Source organism: Anaerovirgula multivorans, from assembly GCF_900188145.1.
Classification (GTDB): Bacteria; Bacillota; Clostridia; order Peptostreptococcales; family Natronincolaceae; genus Anaerovirgula; species Anaerovirgula multivorans.
Map to the genome: position 1 here is coordinate 51,519 of NZ_FZOJ01000001.1, position 18,131 is coordinate 69,649.

25 protein-coding genes are annotated in these 18,131 nt (G+C 35.6%); 24 read left to right on the forward strand and 1 reads right to left on the reverse strand.

Going from position 1 to position 18,131, the window contains the following annotated elements:
- Positions 1–4 precede the first annotated feature (4 nt).
- From CHB72_RS00305 to CHB72_RS26145, 18 genes are all read left to right on the forward strand, one after another.
- Entirely contained in the window at positions 5–424 is a 420-nt protein-coding gene (locus CHB72_RS00305; RefSeq protein ID WP_089280866.1) for an HK97 gp10 family phage protein, read from the forward strand.
- Between the two features lie 15 nt (positions 425–439).
- Positions 440–1,498, forward strand: coding sequence for a phage tail sheath C-terminal domain-containing protein (locus CHB72_RS00310; RefSeq protein WP_089280867.1), 1,059 nt, complete (start codon positions 440–442; stop codon positions 1,496–1,498).
- Between the two features lie 17 nt (positions 1,499–1,515).
- On the forward strand, positions 1,516–1,935 hold the full coding sequence (locus CHB72_RS00315) for a phage tail tube protein (protein ID WP_089280868.1): 420 nt from the start codon (positions 1,516–1,518) through the stop codon (positions 1,933–1,935).
- A 15-nt stretch (positions 1,936–1,950) separates the two neighbouring features.
- The gene (locus CHB72_RS00320) at positions 1,951–2,334 is read left to right on the forward strand and encodes a phage tail assembly chaperone (RefSeq protein WP_089280869.1); all 384 of its coding nucleotides are present in this window, start codon (positions 1,951–1,953) and stop codon (positions 2,332–2,334) included.
- A gap of 157 nt (positions 2,335–2,491) precedes the next feature.
- A complete protein-coding gene (locus CHB72_RS00325) occupies positions 2,492–4,135 on the forward strand; it encodes a phage tail tape measure protein (protein WP_089280870.1) in 1,644 nt (547 codons plus the stop codon).
- On the forward strand, positions 4,128–4,541 hold the full coding sequence (locus CHB72_RS00330) for a hypothetical protein (RefSeq protein ID WP_089280871.1): 414 nt from the start codon (positions 4,128–4,130) through the stop codon (positions 4,539–4,541). The genes CHB72_RS00325 and CHB72_RS00330 overlap by 8 nt, the downstream gene beginning before the upstream one ends.
- Before the next feature lie 2 nt (positions 4,542–4,543).
- Complete coding sequence (locus CHB72_RS00335; protein ID WP_089280872.1) at positions 4,544–5,539, forward strand: XkdQ/YqbQ family protein; 996 nt, start codon at positions 4,544–4,546, stop codon at positions 5,537–5,539.
- Positions 5,539–5,946 carry a DUF2577 domain-containing protein gene (locus CHB72_RS00340; RefSeq protein ID WP_089280873.1) on the forward strand — a complete coding sequence of 136 codons (408 nt, stop codon included), beginning with the start codon at positions 5,539–5,541 and terminating at the stop codon, positions 5,944–5,946. Before CHB72_RS00335 ends, CHB72_RS00340 begins: the two co-directional genes overlap by 1 nt.
- Positions 5,927–6,349: a DUF2634 domain-containing protein gene (locus CHB72_RS00345; RefSeq protein WP_207652465.1), complete on the forward strand. Its 423-nt coding sequence runs from the start codon at positions 5,927–5,929 to the stop codon at positions 6,347–6,349. Before CHB72_RS00340 ends, CHB72_RS00345 begins: the two co-directional genes overlap by 20 nt.
- A complete protein-coding gene (locus CHB72_RS00350; protein ID WP_089280875.1) occupies positions 6,339–6,641 on the forward strand; it encodes a hypothetical protein in 303 nt (100 codons plus the stop codon). The genes CHB72_RS00345 and CHB72_RS00350 overlap by 11 nt, the downstream gene beginning before the upstream one ends.
- A gap of 1 nt (position 6,642) precedes the next feature.
- Entirely contained in the window at positions 6,643–7,689 is a 1,047-nt protein-coding gene (locus tag CHB72_RS00355) for a baseplate J/gp47 family protein (RefSeq protein ID WP_207652466.1), read from the forward strand.
- Positions 7,682–8,224 (forward strand): putative phage tail protein, encoded by a 543-nt coding sequence (locus tag CHB72_RS00360; RefSeq protein WP_089280877.1) that lies wholly within the window; start codon positions 7,682–7,684, stop codon positions 8,222–8,224. Before CHB72_RS00355 ends, CHB72_RS00360 begins: the two co-directional genes overlap by 8 nt.
- Before the next feature lie 14 nt (positions 8,225–8,238).
- Positions 8,239–8,484 (forward strand): hypothetical protein, encoded by a 246-nt coding sequence (locus CHB72_RS00365; RefSeq protein WP_089280878.1) that lies wholly within the window; start codon positions 8,239–8,241, stop codon positions 8,482–8,484.
- A gap of 11 nt (positions 8,485–8,495) precedes the next feature.
- Positions 8,496–9,254 carry a hypothetical protein gene (locus CHB72_RS00370; RefSeq protein WP_089280879.1) on the forward strand — a complete coding sequence of 253 codons (759 nt, stop codon included), beginning with the start codon at positions 8,496–8,498 and terminating at the stop codon, positions 9,252–9,254.
- Between the two features lie 112 nt (positions 9,255–9,366).
- Complete coding sequence (locus CHB72_RS00375; RefSeq protein WP_089280880.1) at positions 9,367–9,774, forward strand: phage holin family protein; 408 nt, start codon at positions 9,367–9,369, stop codon at positions 9,772–9,774.
- Positions 9,771–10,472 (forward strand): NlpC/P60 family protein, encoded by a 702-nt coding sequence (locus CHB72_RS00380; RefSeq protein ID WP_089280881.1) that lies wholly within the window; start codon positions 9,771–9,773, stop codon positions 10,470–10,472. Before CHB72_RS00375 ends, CHB72_RS00380 begins: the two co-directional genes overlap by 4 nt.
- A 56-nt stretch (positions 10,473–10,528) precedes the next feature.
- On the forward strand, positions 10,529–11,167 hold the full coding sequence (locus CHB72_RS00385) for a hypothetical protein (RefSeq protein WP_089280882.1): 639 nt from the start codon (positions 10,529–10,531) through the stop codon (positions 11,165–11,167).
- A 79-nt stretch (positions 11,168–11,246) separates the two neighbouring features.
- Positions 11,247–11,396, forward strand: coding sequence for a hypothetical protein (locus CHB72_RS26145; RefSeq protein WP_176431113.1), 150 nt, complete (start codon positions 11,247–11,249; stop codon positions 11,394–11,396).
- A gap of 10 nt (positions 11,397–11,406) precedes the next feature.
- Here the strand turns inward: CHB72_RS26145 and CHB72_RS00390 are convergent, their stop codons facing one another.
- Positions 11,407–11,814 carry a helix-turn-helix domain-containing protein gene (locus CHB72_RS00390; RefSeq protein WP_141131273.1) on the reverse strand — a complete coding sequence of 136 codons (408 nt, stop codon included), beginning with the start codon at positions 11,812–11,814 and terminating at the stop codon, positions 11,407–11,409.
- Between the two features lie 12 nt (positions 11,815–11,826).
- Here CHB72_RS00390 and CHB72_RS00395 point away from each other — a divergent pair, with 12 nt between their 5' ends.
- From CHB72_RS00395 to CHB72_RS00420, 6 genes are all read left to right on the forward strand, one after another.
- The gene (locus tag CHB72_RS00395) at positions 11,827–12,231 is read left to right on the forward strand and encodes a sigma-70 family RNA polymerase sigma factor (RefSeq protein ID WP_278277793.1); all 405 of its coding nucleotides are present in this window, start codon (positions 11,827–11,829) and stop codon (positions 12,229–12,231) included.
- Positions 12,232–12,544: 313 nt separating this feature from the next.
- The gene (locus CHB72_RS00400) at positions 12,545–12,979 is read left to right on the forward strand and encodes a hypothetical protein (protein WP_089280885.1); all 435 of its coding nucleotides are present in this window, start codon (positions 12,545–12,547) and stop codon (positions 12,977–12,979) included.
- A gap of 106 nt (positions 12,980–13,085) precedes the next feature.
- The gene (locus tag CHB72_RS00405; RefSeq protein WP_089280886.1) at positions 13,086–13,592 is read left to right on the forward strand and encodes a YqeG family HAD IIIA-type phosphatase; all 507 of its coding nucleotides are present in this window, start codon (positions 13,086–13,088) and stop codon (positions 13,590–13,592) included.
- A 495-nt stretch (positions 13,593–14,087) separates the two neighbouring features.
- Positions 14,088–15,791 (forward strand): GspE/PulE family protein, encoded by a 1,704-nt coding sequence (locus tag CHB72_RS00410; protein WP_089280887.1) that lies wholly within the window; start codon positions 14,088–14,090, stop codon positions 15,789–15,791.
- Between the two features lie 15 nt (positions 15,792–15,806).
- Positions 15,807–16,862, forward strand: coding sequence for a type IV pilus twitching motility protein PilT (locus tag CHB72_RS00415; RefSeq protein WP_089280888.1), 1,056 nt, complete (start codon positions 15,807–15,809; stop codon positions 16,860–16,862).
- A gap of 36 nt (positions 16,863–16,898) precedes the next feature.
- Complete coding sequence (locus CHB72_RS00420) at positions 16,899–18,113, forward strand: type II secretion system F family protein (RefSeq protein WP_089280889.1); 1,215 nt, start codon at positions 16,899–16,901, stop codon at positions 18,111–18,113.
- The last annotated feature ends 18 nt before the right edge of the window (positions 18,114–18,131 follow it).

The following is an 18,131-nucleotide window of genomic DNA, read 5'->3' on the forward strand; positions in this document are numbered from 1 at the left end:
TAACATGTTTAAAATTGAGGATAAAGGCATGGATGAGTTTAGAGACACACTTAGCTACTTTGAAAAAAACTTTCCAAAAGAAGCTAAAATAGTACTCAGAAAAGCTAAAAATAGGGCAAAAACAATAGTACTTAGAAGGGCTAAACAAGATGTAGGAAAGAAATCTGGTAATTATTACAAAGCTATAAAAGGTGGTAAAGTATTTAAACAAGATGGGGATTTGACAGCGAGGGTATATATATCAAGTAAAATTGCACCACATGGACACTTGATTGAGCGTGGACATAGGCAAGTAACTAAAGATGGCAGAGAGGTTGGTTTCGTAGAAGGGAAATTTGTATTTGATAGAACCAAAAATGAAGTAGGATCACAGTACGATAAGATAATAGAGCAAGAGTTTGATAAGATTTTGGATAAATTATAAAAGGGAGTTGGTAGAATGGGTTTACCTGAGATAGATATTAGGTTTTCCACATTGGCAGTATCGGCTATACAGAGAAGCCAGCGGGGGATTGTGGCATTGATCCTAAGAGACGATACACAAGCAAAGACAGTGTATGAGTACAAGACTATAGCAGACGTGGAAAATGAGGATTGGACGGCAACTAATCTTCAGTATATCAAGGATACTTTTATGGGGATACCTTCAAAAGTAATTGTTGTCAGAGGCAGCACAGAAGATACAAATTACAATGAGCAATTGAATACATTGCAAAATAGGAAATGGAATTGGTTAGCGGTGCCGGGCATAGAGACAGGGGATACAACAGATATATCTAGCTGGATACAAAGCCAAAGAGAAAATAACAAAAAGACATTTAAAGCTGTACTTCCTAATCGTGCCGCTGACCATGAGGCAATTGTAAATTTTACAACTACAGGAATCAAGGTAGGAGAAAATATTTACGAAGCTACGCATTACACTGCTAGAATTGCGGGTGTTTTAGCGGGTTTAAGTCTTGATAGATCATCAACGTATTTTGAATTAACTGAGATAGATGATATCACAGAACATGAAAATCCAGATGATGATATAGACAATGGTCAATTAATCCTTATCAAACAAAATGACAAAATCAAGATTGGACGTGGGGTAAACAGCTTAACTACAAGTACTGTAACGAAGGCAGCTCAATTTAAGAAGATTAAGTTAGTAGAGGGTATGGACCTTATCCAAGAAGATATTTCCACAACCTTCAACGATGAGTATGTAGGAAAGGTAATTAATAGTTATGATAACCAGGTACTTTTTATAACCGCTGTAAATGCTTACCTTAAGGGTTTAACGGGAAATGTTCTTGAAGGTGCATTTGATAACAGAGTAGATGTAGATATAGAAAAACAAAGGCTTGCATGGGAAGGTATAGGGACAAATACAGAGGATTGGGATGACCAAAAAGTCAAAGAAATGACGTTCCAGTCAAATGTATATCTTAGCGGGACATTTAAGTTTCTAGATGCCATGGAAGACCTTGTAATGAACATTACTTTAATTTAAGGAGGAGACTAGCATAAATGGATGTTAAAAATGTAATCAATGGTTCTTATGGTTCTGTGTGGGTGGATAATGAACTATGGGGAGAAGTAGACAGTTTTTCTGCTACAGTGAATATTGACTATGAAGATGTGAATATCGCTGGTTCCCTTGCTACCCACAAAAAACAGACAGGATGGAACGGAACTGGAAGTATGACTGTAAAGAAAGTTAACAGTAGAGTAGCTAAGAAAGCAGCAAATGCTGTAAAAAATGGCATAGTACCCCGCATGAAAGTTGTTGGAAAATTAGCAGATCCAGATGCTTTGGGAGTTGAAAGAGTAGCTTTGTATGATGTAACTTTCGATTCTTTCATTTTAATGAATTTTGAGCAGAAAACAACAATAACAAATGAAATACCTTTTGCTTTTAGTGATTACGATTTGGTAGATACGATATAGGAGGAATAAAATAAAATGGCTAAAAAACTTACTATTAAAGAACTTATTAAACAAAAAAATGACTTAAAAAATAAGAAAGAGAAACCAGCAACACTATATGTAGAATCTTTAGATAGTGAAATTGTTGTGAAGGCTCCTTCTACAGATATAATATTAGAAGCACAATCTCAAGGGGAAAATGATGCTACTAGAGCAGATAAATATATTATTCTAGAATGCACAAAAGAGCCTAATTTAAAGGATAAAGAACTACAAGAAGCTTATGGATGCGTAGAACCCCTGGATATTGTAGAGCATATCTTTGCCCCTGGAGAAATTAGTGGTATTGCAGTAGAAATTATGTCCCTAGCAGGATATGGCAATTCTGTTAAAAGGGTTGTAAATGATATAAAAAACTAATTAGTAGTGATGTAGAATTCTATTTTCTGCATCACTACATTCAAAAGGGTCATAAGCTAAAAGACTTACTGGAGCTTGATTTTAGTGAAAAATTACTTTATATGTCTAGCATGGAGAAATATTACGAAGAAGAAGTAAAGAGGTGGGGTGATAAGTAATGTCTAAAGCAATAGAAAGACGGATGACCCTAAAAGACCAGGTAACCCCTACCATGTCAAAAATAAACAAGTCCACTCTAAAATATGCTAAAAACAAAAGGGATTTACACAAGCAAGCGCAAAAGACCTGGTTCGGTATAAAAAGAGGTATGCTAGGAGTAGTAGCCACGAGTGCCGCTCTCTTAGGGTCCATTATGGCCATGAAAAAACTCGAAGAAGCATATAAAGCGCAATCCTTAGCAGAGACTAAACTACAGGCGGTATTTGCGGCTACAGGTAGGGCTACAGATGAACAGATACAAGGGCTTATAGAGTATGCTAACACTATACAGGATGTCGGGGTTGTAGGTAACGAGACTGCTATCGCGGGTATGCAACAATTAGCTACCTTTAATGTAACTTCCGATACAATAGAAACTCTTACTGAAGGAATGTTGGACCTTGTAGCGCAGACCAAAGGTCTGGAAGCCACTCAACAGGACATGGTCGATGTAGGTAATAAGGTGGGTAAAGTAATGAGCGGTCAGGTTGGGGCACTTTCTAAAGCGGGTATCTCTTTTACGAAAGCGCAAGAGAAAGTGTTAAAATTCGGCACAGAAGAAGAAAGGGCCGCAACGTTGGCGAAAGTACTGGCTCAGAACGTAGGTGGGGTAAACAAAGCATTAGCCGCCACACCCGAGGGTAGATGGAAGCAGATGAACAACTCAATAGGAGACATGCAAAAAAAGGTTGGTAAGGTAATAGTACAGATTAAAGGGCAGTTGGCCGCCGCGTTTATGGAACATTTACCCCAAATAGAAGCAGGGATTGACAAAATAACAGTCAGTATAATGCAGTGGGTGGATAGCGGTGGTGTCGAAAGGTTTATAGATACCCTTGAGATTACAATAGATACTACTAAACAACTAGCCCCTGTAATAGTAGGTTTAACCGGTGCATTTGTAACTTATAAGTTAGCTACTATAGCTGCTACAATAAGTACTAAAGCTTTTACTGCCGCCATAATGGCCAACCCTATTGGATTTGCAATAGGTCTTATGGTTAGTTTGATTACAGTTATAGTATTGGTGAGAAAAAACAAAGACTTATTAAGACTTAAATTCATGGAAACTTGGAATGCAATAGCGGCATACACAGAAAGCGGGATAAACACTATGATAGGTGGGGCTAATTCCTTACTAAGCACATTCGAGTATACAGTAATAAGCATAAAATTTTTTTTCCATGACATGTGGAATGATGTAATAACAATGGCAGAAAATGGTGTAAATAAGATGGCCGCTCCTTTAAATGCTGTACTTGGCGCATTAGGCAAGGAAGAAATTGGTGTTAGTTTTTCTGGCAAAAAATCTTCTATGGAAAAGCCAGCGTGGGAGAAGAAAGAATTTTTCGGTGAAGTAGAGTTCAAAAGGTTTTCGGATGATAGCATAGCATCCATTAAAGATTCTAGAGCCAAGAAACAAGAAAAAGAAATAGAGCAACAGACAAAGGCTCTGGGAGCATTAGCTGAAGCAGTAGAAGAAAACACTAGTGCTACAAATAAAAACACCAGTGCAATGAGTAAAGGTTCTAGCTCAGATATGACTGCAGAAACAATAGCAGATACTTTATTACCTAGATTGGAGAGGGTAGTATATGGTTAAAGTGTACCTATCAATCAATAATAACGAAGAAATTTTGCTTCTACCTGTTACCCCTCCAGAGTTGGAGATAAAAGAGAGTTGGACTAATACAGAAGTTGAGGGTATGTACCAAAATCTCAATCTAATTCTGAATAAAAACCTATCTTCTATAGAGTTAAATTCTTTCTTTCCTGTCAGAGACTACCCTTTCCTCCATAATAGGGATTTATGGGGGATGGAGTATGTTGAAAAAATTAAAACTTGGCAGGAAAGAAGATTCTCTATTAGACTTGTAGTAACACAGGAGGGTAAAACGATAATCAATATGCCCGCCACAATAGATTCTTTTTCATACAGCATTGGCAAAGATAAAGATGTATACTACAGTTTATCACTGAAACAATTTACATTTATAAAGGTGGAATAAATATGTTTGAAATAAGATTAATTAAAAATGATGCATCAAAAGCATATAATATTACACCTTTGATTTCTAGTGTATCATGGGATTCTAATTTATCCTTACGATCTGTCATTGAATTCTCAATCATATGGAATGATACAGTACATTTCCCAGCTAACCCAATAGAATTGGGGGACCTTGTAGTCATTCTAAAAGAGGGAGTAGAAGTCAACAGAGGAATTGTGGTGAATGAAAACCTAAGCGGACGGGGGAATATAAGCTATACAGCATACGATTATGCCTGGTACCTTGGAAAATCGAAGAGTGTATATCAATTCAATTTAAGTGCTAAACAGGCAGTAGAAAGGGTGCTGAATGATTTCGGAATGCCCATAGGCAATATATTAACTATGTCAACCAAAATTAATAAAGTTTATATCCAGCAATCACCTGCTGAAATAATTAAAGATATTATAAAGCAATTCGAAAGGGAGACGGGCAATAAAGTATTGACAGAGTTACGAGAAGGAAAAATATATATAGAAAATATGATGGATATGATTGTTATAGGTACATTCAAAATTTCCGAGAATGTGCAACAATATAATATACTTTCCAATCCATTGGGAGCAGAGAGAACAAGAAATATAGAGGATATGAGAAATAGAATTAAGATAATTTTGACCGAACAGGATAACTTTGAGACTATAGCATTAGAACAGGATACAGTGAATGCTTCAAGGTATGGTCTTTTAGAAGAAACATTTAAAATCGATGCGGAGGACTCAGCAAAAGCTAGGCAAGTAGCAAAAATACTACTTAAGAGGCTAAATAAGATACATGAAACTAATTCAATAACATTGATGGGTGATGTAAAATTCAAGGCAGGTAGACTATTTGATGTAGTAGAACCGCTTACAGGAATGCAAGGTCGATATATGATTACAGAGTGTAAACATGAAGTGAACCAAGGACAACACATTATGAATTTAACATTAACATTACCAGAGGATGTGATATAATGACAAATTTAGAGAAGATGGCTAAGCTATTTACAGATAGAAACAATCCAACGCACATTAATATTACTATTGGAAAAGTGATTGGAGTTAATCCATTTAGGATACAATGGGGCGAAAAAATTATTGTTGAAGAAGAGAATCTTATAATAGCTAGAGGTGTATTGAGTCATGCTAGAGAGTTTTCTAGTAGTAGTGCAGGTACTATTACTACTCATACAGATGATCCACCTCAGGAGGAAGAATATAGTCAATATACTATTTTAAAAAATTTAAATCATTCTGGTAATTTTACCTTTACAGACACGTTAAACGTGGGGGATGAGGTTATCATGGTACCAGACGATAATTTCAAGAATTGGTACATCATAGACAAGGCGGTGAGGTTTGATGTTACCTCAGATAAGTAAATTAGAGTTTCGAGTTACAGAACTAAAAGAATCTCCTGTCGTGCATAAGTCTTTTTTGTGGGACTTCAAAATGGGGGATTTTGTTTTAAGGGATGGAAAATTAGTAGAAGTAGAAGGGTTAGATTACATTAAAATATGGATAGAAAAAGCCATTAGAACCGAAGCAAATACATCCTTTTATACAAACTATGGTTCTGAACATCATTCAATGATAGGTACTGTATTTGACAGGGATTATGTACAATCAGAATTAGAGAGAATGGTAAAAGAAACACTGCTAAAAAATGAAGCAATAACAGGTGTTAGTAATTTTGACTTTGAATTAGACGGTGAATTATTAACAATGAATTTTGACGTTTCAACAATCTATGGAAATGCAGGGGTGACGATAAATGCAACATAAAGAAGCGTTTAAAGAAATTTTACAATCAAAGTTAACACAAGAGGACGTAATGAGGATATTTACAGCAGTTATTGATCCGTTGGCAGAAGAAACAGCCAATCAAGTGGTTTCAAATATATTTGCAACAGCAGCAAGAGGACAAAATGTATATGCACAACACTATGGGGATTTATTCCCGGAACCTATACACAACGGAGAGATAAAGAAATTAGTAATGGAGAAGATTGCAGAGTATTTCAACCAGATGGAGCAAAGACCATATAACCTAGTCCTAGAGGAAAGGGTTGATTAGCATGGAAGAGATTTTGAAAGCGATGCTTGAAGCTGTTTCGAATAAATATGACACTAGAGAAGGGAGTTTTATATGGGACTCTTTAGCAGCAGTTGCAGAACAGCTGTCAAAATTAGATGATAGCATCACGATAGCAAAAGAAATGTTTATCACATCTAACTTAACAGGGGATGAGCTAACCACAAGAGTACGAGATATCACAGGATTAGATAGAAGGACAGCAATCAAGGCTACTGGTTCTGTTACCGTTACAGGAACAGGTACAATCAACATAGGAGACTTATTCGAGACACCAGGAGGGATACAATTCAGAGCTACAGAAACAAAAAGTATCGTAACAAGCGGCACTGTAAAAATAGAAGCTCTAATTGCTGGTTCCGCTGGAAATGTACCTGCTGAAACAATTACTTTGTTTCCTATTACCATAGCTGGATTTACAACAGTAATAAATCCTGATGTTGGATCAGGAGGTTTTGATGAAGAATCAGATACAGATTTAGTCCAAAGATATTATGAAAAACTTAGAGAACCCGCAACTAGCGGAAATATAGCGCATTACAAACAATGGGCTAAAGAGGTTGAAGGTGTGGGGGGTGTCAAAGTGTTCCCCCTGTGGAACGGTGTAAATACTGTAAAAGTTGTGATAATAGATAGCGACAGACAACCAGCTACTCAAACAGTAGTAGATGCTGTACAAAACTATATTGATCCTGATTCTGCTGGTTTAGGGGAAGGTGAAGCTCCTATAGGAGCCTACTGCACTGCAATTAGTGCTAGTGCACTCAATATCGACATTTCTGTAGGAATCACCTTGAAAACAGGTTATGTACTGAGTACAGTGACAGAAAATATAGAAAATAACATAGTAGAGTTTCTAAAGAGCATAGCTTTCAAAGAGGATTTTGTGAGTTATGCTCTTATTGGTAATGCTATCCTTAACAGTGAAGGAGTAGCAGATTATGCAAATTTAACACTTAACGGAGGAACCTCAAACGTAACAATAGATGATGAAGAAGTTGCTATATTGGGGGTGCTAGACGTTGTCTAATGAACTAGAAATGATAAAGACCTTACAACCCTTCATGAAAAAAAGCAAAATCTATGAAGAAATATTCAAAGCACAGTCAGAGCAGATACACAATAGAGAAGAGGCTATAGCTGACCTCAAAAAACAGTTAGCTATCGATACAGCAACATGGGGACTTGAGGTATATGAAAGAGCCCTTGGTATCCCTGTTGATAAGCAAAAACCTTCAACTGAAAGAGCAGAGAGGATTAAAGCTAAACTAAGAGGTCAGGGCAGAGTAGGTATTGATCTGATAAAATCCACTGTTGGTAGTTGGGCGGGAGGAACTGTAGATGTAATATTCGAAAACAGCACCATCACAATTACTTTCGTGGATTTGGTCGGTACCCCTAAAAATATAGAAGATGTCAAGATAGCTGTAGAAGAAATCAAACCCGCCCACCTGGCAGTACTATATGTATTCTTATATAATATCTGGGCTACTGTCAATACAGTAACTTGGGGTTATTTAACCGATTATACATGGAGAGAAGTATTAGAAGAAAATATTTTTTAAGGAAGTGATACAGGATGGCGACTTATACAACTAACTACAATTTGCAGAAACCAGACCTAACGGATAATGCAAATATAAATGTAATAAACAGTAATATGGATATCATAGATTCAGCAATGAAAAACTTAGATTTTGCCGAAAATTTTCAAAACCATATTATTGATCCTATGCCGCATAGAATGACCGATGGAGTTACAACGTACAAATATGGTTTCAAGGTAGTGGACGGTGGATTAGTTTTTGAATATGAACCAATTTAGGAGGTATAAGAATGGCAGAAATAAGTATCGCAAAAGAAACAACTTCACAGGCAATAAAAACTAAAGTAGATACTAATCTTGATACAACAGTTTCAAGTAGGCAAGCAAATGTATTGTCGCAGACACAAGCAAACAGACTAGACGACACAATTTCGAGCAGAATGCCAGGTACAACTACCCACAGAGATAGAATCGACACAACTATATCGTCAAGACAAGCGGCTTGGGGAGCAACAACTACTCATAGAGATAGAATCGATACAACAATATCCAGCAGAGCGGCACAAACGACAGCGAATACAATCAATACAAATGTAGGTTCAAACTCAGATGCAAGTAGCGCAACTGGGAGTACACACGCGAAGCTAAAGGATATAAGAGCGGCTTTAAACACATTAACAGCAAATTTGATACAACCAACTAAGCCAAGAAGTGTAGATTTTAAGCAGTCAGACGCTGTTAGCGGCACATGGTATACCGTGTTAAACATAACTGGAAAAGGGATATTAAACAGACTGTCTGCTTTTATCACGATTTATAACGAATATCTACAGTACGAGATCACGGTAGACGGTGTCGCAGTGACTGAAACAACGCGGGATACATCACGTACAAGGGGGTTAGCACCCTTTGGAGGTAGCTATGATCGTGACAGGATAGCGGACTACTTATTTAACACTTACTTTAAAAGCTCGTTAAAGATAAGAGTTCGACACACTCACGGTTCTACGTACGATTTACACGCGTCAGTAGATTACGCGCTAGTATAGAGGAGGGAGGGATTAACATGAAACCAGTTTTAACCATAGACCCAGTTAGTGGGGGTATAGCGATGAGTCTGTCTAAGGCTCTTTTTTATTTTAAGAAAGTAGGTGTAAAAATATGAACAATGTCGGAAACATTATTAAAACCGCCTTAGCAGCCACAGGGGGAGCAATATCATATATTTTAGGAGGGTGGTCTCATTTGCTATTTGTACTTTTAGTTTTCGTGATAATAGACTATTTTTCAGGGATTATTGCAGCGGCGATTGAGGGAAGGTTATCAAGTTCCATAGGAATGAAAGGGATAGCAAAGAAAGTATTTATTTTTGCCCTGGTAGCTGTTGCAAACTTGGTTGACATGAGTTTAGGAGACACTCATGTTATTAGAGATGCAACTATGTTTTTCTACTTAGCGAATGAACTACTTTCTATTATAGAGAATGCAGGAAGAGTAGGACTAGACATACCTGGTCCGCTCGAAAAGGCAGTAGGAATCTTGAGAGATAAGGGGGAAGGCAATAGATGAACAACTATGAATTGATTCAAAAGCTTCATGATGTGGTCAAGAACCATAAAACAGTCTACATGTGGGGTGTATTCGGTTCACCAGTTACAGAATCGATCATTGCTACTAAAACAAAACAATATCCTTCATGGTATACTACACAAAGACAAGCTAATTTTAGGAAGCTGATCGGCAAGGGATATTTTGGATTTGATTGTGTGAACCTGATCAAAGGTATTCTTTGGGGTTGGAATGGAGATCATTCAAAATTAAATGGTGGTGCAGCTTACAACATCAATGGGGTTCCTGATGTTTCAGCAAATGGAATGTTAACTAGGTTAGTTGATGTCAGTTCTGATTTCTTTAAAATAGAAGTTGGTTCAGCAGTTTGGATGGATGGCCATATTGGTGTCTACATAGGAGATGGAAAAGTCATTGAAGCAACACCAAGCTGGGGAAATAATGTTCAGGTTACCGCTTGTCTTAATTTTGGAAGCATCAGTGGACTGAATGGAAGAAGATGGACAAAACATGGGAAGCTTCCTTATATCACCTATGTTCTAAAAGAAGAAGGGGAAAAACAAGAATCTCCACAATGGGCTATTGATGCTAGAAATTGGGCTATGGACAATGGTATCAGTGATGGATCAAGACCAAAAGATACCGCTACTAGGGAGGAAATCTGGAGGATGTTGCAGAAGATGGATAGGGTAGATTAATTTCTACCCTTTTTTTATTTTGTGTGGTAAAATAATACAAAAAGGAGGGATAAACTGTGTTAAAGAAAATCGGAAAAGTAATAGGTATTATTGTAGGGGTGTTATTAATTCTAGCGGGACTTATGCTTATAAGTGATTCGTTTGGATCAGCTATCCTATTAGCAGGAATAGGAGGAGCAGTAATATTTGTGGCATTAAAAATCGGCGAACCGTTAAAGCATAGTGAGTCTAAGAAGCCTAGTGTGTTAGAAACCAGGTTAAAGGAAAAAGGTTTTGAGATAAATAAAAGTTTAAATCTACCTAAATATACTTTTTTTGTTGACAATACGAATAAAAAATTTGCCTATGGCAACAAGAAAGAACTAAAAATTTACAATTATGCTGATTTGTTAAATTTTGAACTAAAAGAAGACGGCAACACGGTCACAGGGGGTAAAGGAGTAGCAACTGCGGTAGGAGCCGCTACTTTTGGTGTAGTAGGAGCCGCTGTAGGAATGTCTGGAAAGCGAAAAAACAAATCAACGTGCACATCATTAGCAGTGCATATATCAGTTAATGATTTAGATAATCCTCATATACCTTTCAATTTCATAGACGGTACAGAACATAAAAAAGATGGTTTTCTTTATAAAGATTTTTTCGGAAAAGCTCAAGAATTAGTTTCTATACTAGCCTATATCGAAAATAATAAATAACAAAGGTAGCTTTTTCTTTTGTGATACACCTTATTATCAGCTTACGCAGTATAAAGACAAATTTTACAGAGAAGATCATTTGAAGCTATTAGATATGTCACAAGCACAGTTTTTTGAAAAATTTTTGCCTACATTATTTATAGCTATCGATAAAAAGAAATACTTTGAATTAGTTGAAAAAGTATATGGTATTGAAGAATTGAATAGATTAACAAAGATTATGTATTAAAGGCTCTTGTCTATTTATTAGAGCCTTTAATATATTCCTTAAAAATTAAATAGTTTTCTCTAGTAGGGTAAATTTTTTCCTTTTCCCATCGCGAAATTGTTTTTTTATGCACCCCTAAAGCTTGTCCTAGATCTATTTGAGTAAGATTATTTTTATTACGAAATCTCCTTATCTTTAAACCATAATCAGAAGCTATAAAAGCCAAATATTCATCATATAAAAGAAATGGATCTATTTCTAAAGCTTCAGCAATTTTATTGCAAATCTCTAAAGAATGTATAACTTGATCGTTTTCATATCTTATTATAGTGGTACGATTAAGTCCAGATTTAAAACATAAATCTTCCTGTAATAAGCCGTTTAATAATCTGTAATATTTAATTTTACCACCAACAGTTGAAGAGTCTAAATTATTCAATAGATTCACAGTTTGACTATAATAAAATGTTTCCGTAATGAGTGTATAGAAAATGAGATATTAATGACGATACGGGCAGGCAAAAAAATCAAAACAGAGGTATCCCTACAGGATCCCATCGGAGTGGATAGAGAAGGAAACGAAATCTCATTAATTGACATTCTAGGCACAGAACCTGATGAGGTACTGAACGAAGTAGAATTGAAAATGCAAATTAAGAAGTTATATCAAAAAATGTCTAGTGTATTAAAAAAGAGAGAGCTTATGGTTTTAGAACTAAGATATGGTATATGTAACGGTGGTAGTAAAACCCAAAGAGAAATAGCAAAGATGTTAGGAATATCTAGATCTTATGTTTCAAGAATAGAAAAAAGAGCTATTAAAAAACTTTATAAAGCCTTCGACTATAAAGAATAGATCAAGCTATGAATATCTAGACTCCTCAGCTGTCTAGATATTTTTTTGCTTTTTTACGCTATAGCACTGTCGAATCTAGAGAAAACTATAATAAAATAATAATAATTTCATAAAAGGTTGTAGAAAAAGGTAGTCAAATGTTGAAATTTACTTATTTCCATGGAAATGATATCGCTAAAAAATTTACTAGATATATGGTAGGATATTTAATAAACAGTAATGTTTAACAATTATTTTATGATATAATAATCCTAAGTTTCAAAATCAAACAGTTATATTTTACTCAAAATCATTTTAAAAGGCAGGGAATCCAATGATGAAAAGTCAAACACCGAAAGCTATTAGAACCTGTAGAAGATGCAAAGCATTCATTCATGAGAATTCTCTCCATGAATATTGTTTAGATTGTATAAAGAAAATAGATGAAGTATTTGATAAAATAAGAGAATATTTGAGAGAATATCCTGGCGCAACTGCTTATGAAATGGAGCAAAGATTAGGAATATCGGCACATGTTATCAATAACTTCGTCAGAGATGGTAGACTTATAGAAATACCCAACGAATATTTAAATATCGAATGTTTAAGATGCGGCTGCCTGCTGTTGTCCGCTCATCACAAATACTGTCCAATTTGTGAAATTGCAATACAAAAAGAAATAGAACTAGCAAAACAATCCTTAGCGATATTCGAAAAAAATGATGATGTAATAGGAAAAATGCGTTTTAAGGACTATAAAAAGAAATAATAGCTTTTATAGTGGGCAGAGAAGTTTAAGGTTTAAATGGAGCTGCTTTTTCAAATAATACTAGTATAACTTTTTATAAAATAGCTGAGGAAAAAGAGGTGAGGATATGAAACTGTTAACGCCTGACTTGTATGTGGAGTCAGTATTACATTTAGATTTACAGAAGTTAAAGACTAAGCAGATTAAAGGATTAATTATTGACATTGATAATACTCTAGTAGCATGGGATATTAAATATGCAAGTGACAAAACCCAAAATTGGTTGCTAAACTTAAAAAAAGAAGGGTTTGAAGTCTGCCTTGTATCTAATAATACAGAGAATAGGGTGGTAACCTTTAATGAAGAATTAAAACTACCGGCTATTCATCGCGCTACAAAGCCTAGAAGAGGTTCTTTTAAAAGGGCTATGGAGCTTATGAAGACAAATGTTAAAAATACAGCTGTAATAGGTGACCAAATATTTACTGATGTATTAGGTGGTAATAGAATGGGGTTAGTTACTGTTTTAGTTGTCCCTATAGAAAGTAAAGAGTTTTGGTGGACAACTTTTGTAAGAAAGATTGAAAGGCATGTGCTAAGAGTAGTATTAAAAGATCATAGGGGAGATAGGTAATATCAACTAATCATATGCATTTTTTATGCCTCTTTTGAGAGGTGTTTTTTATGTCATAAATTAGAACAGAAGGAAAAAGTTAGTACAAAAAATAAAAATATAAACAATACTTGGAGGAATTTACAATTGTTTGTAGAATACTAATTTATTGCTAAAAAAATAATGTCAATGATCATTTAGTCCTAAAAATTAATGACGTTATTTTAGATGTATGGTGCCGATATCATTATTTAGAAGCTTTTTGGTGTAATTTACATTTTAGAAAATTGTAAGAGGATTTTAGATTAAGCTATGGAGGATTTATTTTAAAATACTTTAAAAGATTATTAATTGAATAATTTAGAACAGATGAACTTCAGCTATATTTGGACGCTTTATGCTGTAGGGATGTAGTGGCGTAACCGGCTAACAGTAATACAATATTGTTAGCCGTTATTTTTTTGTTAAAAGCAAAGTGATTCTATAGTAACGAATTAATAGCAGAGGGGACTAATCATGGTTAGTAAAAATATGCGTCTAGGAGATATTCTTGTTCGTTCTGGACTAATCACCGAAGAACAATTAAAAATTGCCCTCAATCTTCAGAAGAAAAAAGGGGGAAAATTAGGAGAACTCTTGATTGAACAAGGGTTTATTACTGAAAGTCAGATAATTGAAGTTCTTGAATTTCAATTAGGTGTACCTCATATGAATCTAAATCGGTATTATATTAACCCAAGTGTACCCAAAAAAATCAGTGAAAACCTGGCAAGAAAGCATCTATTAATACCCATCAATATCATCGGAGACAAACTTATTGTTGCAATGGCTGACCCATTAAATTTGTTGGCTATAGATGATGTTCAGTTAGCAACTGGATTAGATGTTGATGTAGTCATAGCAACTAAAAATGATATCATTACAGCCATGAACAAATATTTCGATAATAAAGAAGTAGCTGAACGGGCCATTGAAGAATTTACTATACAACAACACCCTGACGAAATAGATGAAAAAGACAATCAGCTTCAAGATGATATTAATAATGCGCCAGTTGTAAAATTAGTAAATAGCATTATCAATCAAGCGGTAAAGATGAAGGCTAGTGACATTCATATAGAGCCTTTTGAAAAAAATGTGAGGATACGTTTTCGTGTAGATGGGGATTTAAAAGAAATAATGACACCAGCAAAGACGACGCATTCAGCTATTGTGACACGAATCAAAATCATTAGCAAGCTTGATATTTCTGAAAAAAGAATTCCTCAAGATGGTAGAGTTGAAATCATGATAGAAAATAGAACCGTTGATATGCGAATATCTGTTTTGCCTACAGTTTATGGAGAAAAGATAGTCATCCGTTTATTAGATAGGAGCAATATTGTTCTAAAAAAAGAACAGCTTGGATTTACAAAGCAGAATTTAAAGCTTTTTAACAACATTATTAAAAATCCTGAAGGGGTTATTCTCGTTACCGGACCAACTGGAAGTGGAAAAACTACGACTTTATATACTTTATTAAAAGAGTTGAATCAAATTGATAAAAATATTATTACAGTGGAAGATCCTGTTGAATATAGATTACATGGAATAAATCAGGTGCAGGTTAACAATAAGGCAGGTTTAACCTTTGCAGGAGGACTTCGATCCATCCTCCGACAGGATCCAGATATCGTCATGGTTGGTGAGATACGGGATGCTGAAACAGCTCAAATAGCAGTTCGGGCTGCGATTACAGGACATCTAGTTTTGAGTACATTACATACCAATGATACAACCAGTTCTATTGCAAGATTGATTGACATGGGAATAGTCTCTTATTTGCTATCTTCTGCAGTGGTGGGAATCATAGCTCAACGACTTGTAAAAAAAATTTGTGTGCATTGTAAAACGGAATACAAGGCCACTGAGAATGAGATGCTGTTGTTGAAGTTAAAAGATGAAGAGATGCTGCATAGAAGGGTATTGCATAAAGGAAAGGGATGTAATGCATGCAATAATACTGGCTATTTAGGAAGAACTGCCATTCATGAAATTATGGCAGTGAATAGAGAAATCCGAAATTTAATAAATAAGCATGCTGAGAATGATTTAATTAAAGATAAAGCAATCGAAAATGGAATGTTAACTCTTTTTGAATCTTGTAGGTTATTAGTGTTAAATGGCACCACTACAATTGATGAACTATTAAGGGTAACCTATAGTGTTGATATCTATTAAGTGAGGTGAAGTGGATTGGATATAATTGAACTATTAACAAAAGCAGTTGAAGAAAAGGCATCAGATCTGCATCTGACAGTTGCATCACCTCCTATCATCAGAGTAAATGGAAAACTAATTAAGATGAACGAAATAAAACTTATGCCCGAAGATACGAAAAATATGGTCCAACAAATGATGACTTCAGATCAAATGTTGCAGCTTAAAGAAAAGGGTGAGTTGGACTTTTCCTACTCAAATCCTGGCTTAGGCAGATTTAGGGTAAATGCATACAAACAAAGAGGAAGCTATAGTATGGCTCTTCGGGTGGTAACTTTTAGAGTTCCCACGATTGAAGAATTGCATTTGCCACAAATTATTACGGAGTTGTCAAAAAAGCAACGGGGATTAATTTTAGTGACAGGCCCTACTGGTAGTGGTAAATCAACGACACTGGCAGCTATGATAAACTATATGAACGAAAACAGAACAGAGCATGTTTTAACCCTTGAAGATCCTATTGAATATTTGCATAAACATAACAAAAGCGTTGTAAACCAAAGAGAAATAGGGAACGATTCCTATAGCTTCGCCAATGGATTACGAGCTGCATTGAGACAGGATCCTGATGTCATCCTTGTAGGAGAGATGCGGGATTTAGAAACCATAAGCATTGCCATTACAGCTGCTGAAACAGGTCACCTGGTATTATCTACTCTACATACAATCGGCGCTGCTAAAACAATAGATAGGATTATCGATGTATTTCCATCTCATCAACAGCAGCAAATAAAGATACAGCTTTCATCTGTACTGGAGGGTGTCATCTCCCAACAGCTTTTACCTAAAGCCGATGGCTCTGGCAGAGTTGCTGCCTTTGAAATCATGGTTACCAATCCTGCTATTAGGAACCTGATTCGTGAAGGTAAAACCCATCAGATGCAAACAGTAATTCAAACAGGAGGAAAATTAGGTATGCAGACAATGGATGCTTCACTGATGAGTTTGTGCCAAAACAGAATAATTAGTAGAGAAACACTTGAAAAATATGCTGTGGATGTGGACATGGTCAATCGTCAAATGAATATATAACATCTACTATCCAACCATAAGAAAGGTGGTGATTGGTTGGCAAGTACTTATAAATACAAAGCAGTTACTAGTATAGGACAAACTGTCGAAGGAACTTACAGTGCAGATTCAAAGGATGAAGTTCTTCGTATACTCCGTGAAAAGCAGCAGCTTCCTATAAAAATAGAAGAAGAAAGAAGTAGATCAAAAAAGATGACAGAGTTAACTTACTTTAAACCTAGGGTTAAAGTAAAGGATCTTACTGTTTTTTGTAAGCAATTCTATACTATGCTCCATGCAGGAATGTCCCTAAGCAATTGCTTAGAAGTTCTAATGGATCAGACGGAGAACAAAACTCTTAAAAATGTAATAGGAGATGTTTTTACTCAGGTACAAAAAGGTACTGTACTATCGGAAGCCATGAAAAAACACGGAAAGATATTTCCACCTATACTGATTAGCATGGTGGAGGCAGGGGAACTGACAGGAACATTAGATAATGTTTTAGCTAAAATGGCAGAGCACTTTGAGAAGGAGAATAAAATCAACTCGAAAATTAAAGGTGCAATGATGTATCCCATTATTTTAAGTATTGTGGCAATTACTGTTGTGATCTTTCTTTTGATTTTTATTATGCCAACCTTTATTGGAATGTTTACGTCCTCTGGTGTAGCATTACCATTACCTACAAGAATGCTTCTTTCTTTCAGCAATGTACTAACTAGTTTTTGGTATATATTCCTATTGTTAATTATCGGTATGATTTTTCTTTTCAACAGAATGATCAATACTGATGATGGGAAAAGAGCCTATGACAGATTGAAGTTCAAAATTCCTATTATAAAAGGCTCCATAACCAAAATAGTTACTTCAAGGTTTACAAGGACTTTATCATCTTTATTGTCCAGTGGTATACCTATCATCCCCGCACTAGAGGCATCTGCCAATGTAACCAACAACAAAGTAGTGACAGATGGTATAGAGATGGTGGTAGAGGACATAAGAAAGGGGATTAGCTTAGCGACGCTGTTTAAAAAAATGAAGGTTTTTCCACCCATGATGATCTCTATGGTCAGCATTGGTGAGGAGTCTGGTTCCTTAGACAGCATGCTTTCAAAAACTGCTGACTTTTACGATCAGGAACTGGAGGCTGCCATACAGCAAATGGTTTCCCTTCTGGAACCAGTAATGATTGTTGTTATGGCGTTGATCATTGGATTTATTGTAATTGCTATGATGCTACCGATGTTTGATATGATGCAGACGATTTAAAAAACAAAAATAAAGGAG

Excerpts from the sequence above, each read along its gene's own strand:
- CHB72_RS00305 (WP_089280866.1), top strand. The coding sequence starts at position 5 with ATGTTTAAAATTGAGGATAAAGGCATGGATGAGTTTAGAGACACACTT.
- CHB72_RS00310 (WP_089280867.1), top strand. The coding sequence starts at position 440 with ATGGGTTTACCTGAGATAGATATTAGGTTTTCCACATTGGCAGTATCG.
- CHB72_RS00315 (WP_089280868.1), top strand. The coding sequence starts at position 1,516 with ATGGATGTTAAAAATGTAATCAATGGTTCTTATGGTTCTGTGTGGGTG.
- CHB72_RS00320 (WP_089280869.1), top strand. The coding sequence starts at position 1,951 with ATGGCTAAAAAACTTACTATTAAAGAACTTATTAAACAAAAAAATGAC.
- CHB72_RS00325 (WP_089280870.1), top strand. The coding sequence starts at position 2,492 with ATGTCTAAAGCAATAGAAAGACGGATGACCCTAAAAGACCAGGTAACC.
- CHB72_RS00330 (WP_089280871.1), top strand. The coding sequence starts at position 4,128 with ATGGTTAAAGTGTACCTATCAATCAATAATAACGAAGAAATTTTGCTT.
- CHB72_RS00335 (WP_089280872.1), top strand. The coding sequence starts at position 4,544 with ATGTTTGAAATAAGATTAATTAAAAATGATGCATCAAAAGCATATAAT.
- CHB72_RS00340 (WP_089280873.1), top strand. The coding sequence starts at position 5,539 with ATGACAAATTTAGAGAAGATGGCTAAGCTATTTACAGATAGAAACAAT.
- CHB72_RS00345 (WP_207652465.1), top strand. The coding sequence starts at position 5,927 with ATGTTACCTCAGATAAGTAAATTAGAGTTTCGAGTTACAGAACTAAAA.
- CHB72_RS00350 (WP_089280875.1), top strand. The coding sequence starts at position 6,339 with ATGCAACATAAAGAAGCGTTTAAAGAAATTTTACAATCAAAGTTAACA.
- CHB72_RS00355 (WP_207652466.1), top strand. The coding sequence starts at position 6,643 with ATGGAAGAGATTTTGAAAGCGATGCTTGAAGCTGTTTCGAATAAATAT.
- CHB72_RS00365 (WP_089280878.1), top strand. The coding sequence starts at position 8,239 with ATGGCGACTTATACAACTAACTACAATTTGCAGAAACCAGACCTAACG.
- CHB72_RS00370 (WP_089280879.1), top strand. The coding sequence starts at position 8,496 with ATGGCAGAAATAAGTATCGCAAAAGAAACAACTTCACAGGCAATAAAA.
- CHB72_RS00375 (WP_089280880.1), top strand. The coding sequence starts at position 9,367 with ATGAACAATGTCGGAAACATTATTAAAACCGCCTTAGCAGCCACAGGG.
- CHB72_RS00380 (WP_089280881.1), top strand. The coding sequence starts at position 9,771 with ATGAACAACTATGAATTGATTCAAAAGCTTCATGATGTGGTCAAGAAC.
- CHB72_RS00400 (WP_089280885.1), top strand. The coding sequence starts at position 12,545 with ATGATGAAAAGTCAAACACCGAAAGCTATTAGAACCTGTAGAAGATGC.
- CHB72_RS00405 (WP_089280886.1), top strand. The coding sequence starts at position 13,086 with ATGAAACTGTTAACGCCTGACTTGTATGTGGAGTCAGTATTACATTTA.
- CHB72_RS00410 (WP_089280887.1), top strand. The coding sequence starts at position 14,088 with ATGGTTAGTAAAAATATGCGTCTAGGAGATATTCTTGTTCGTTCTGGA.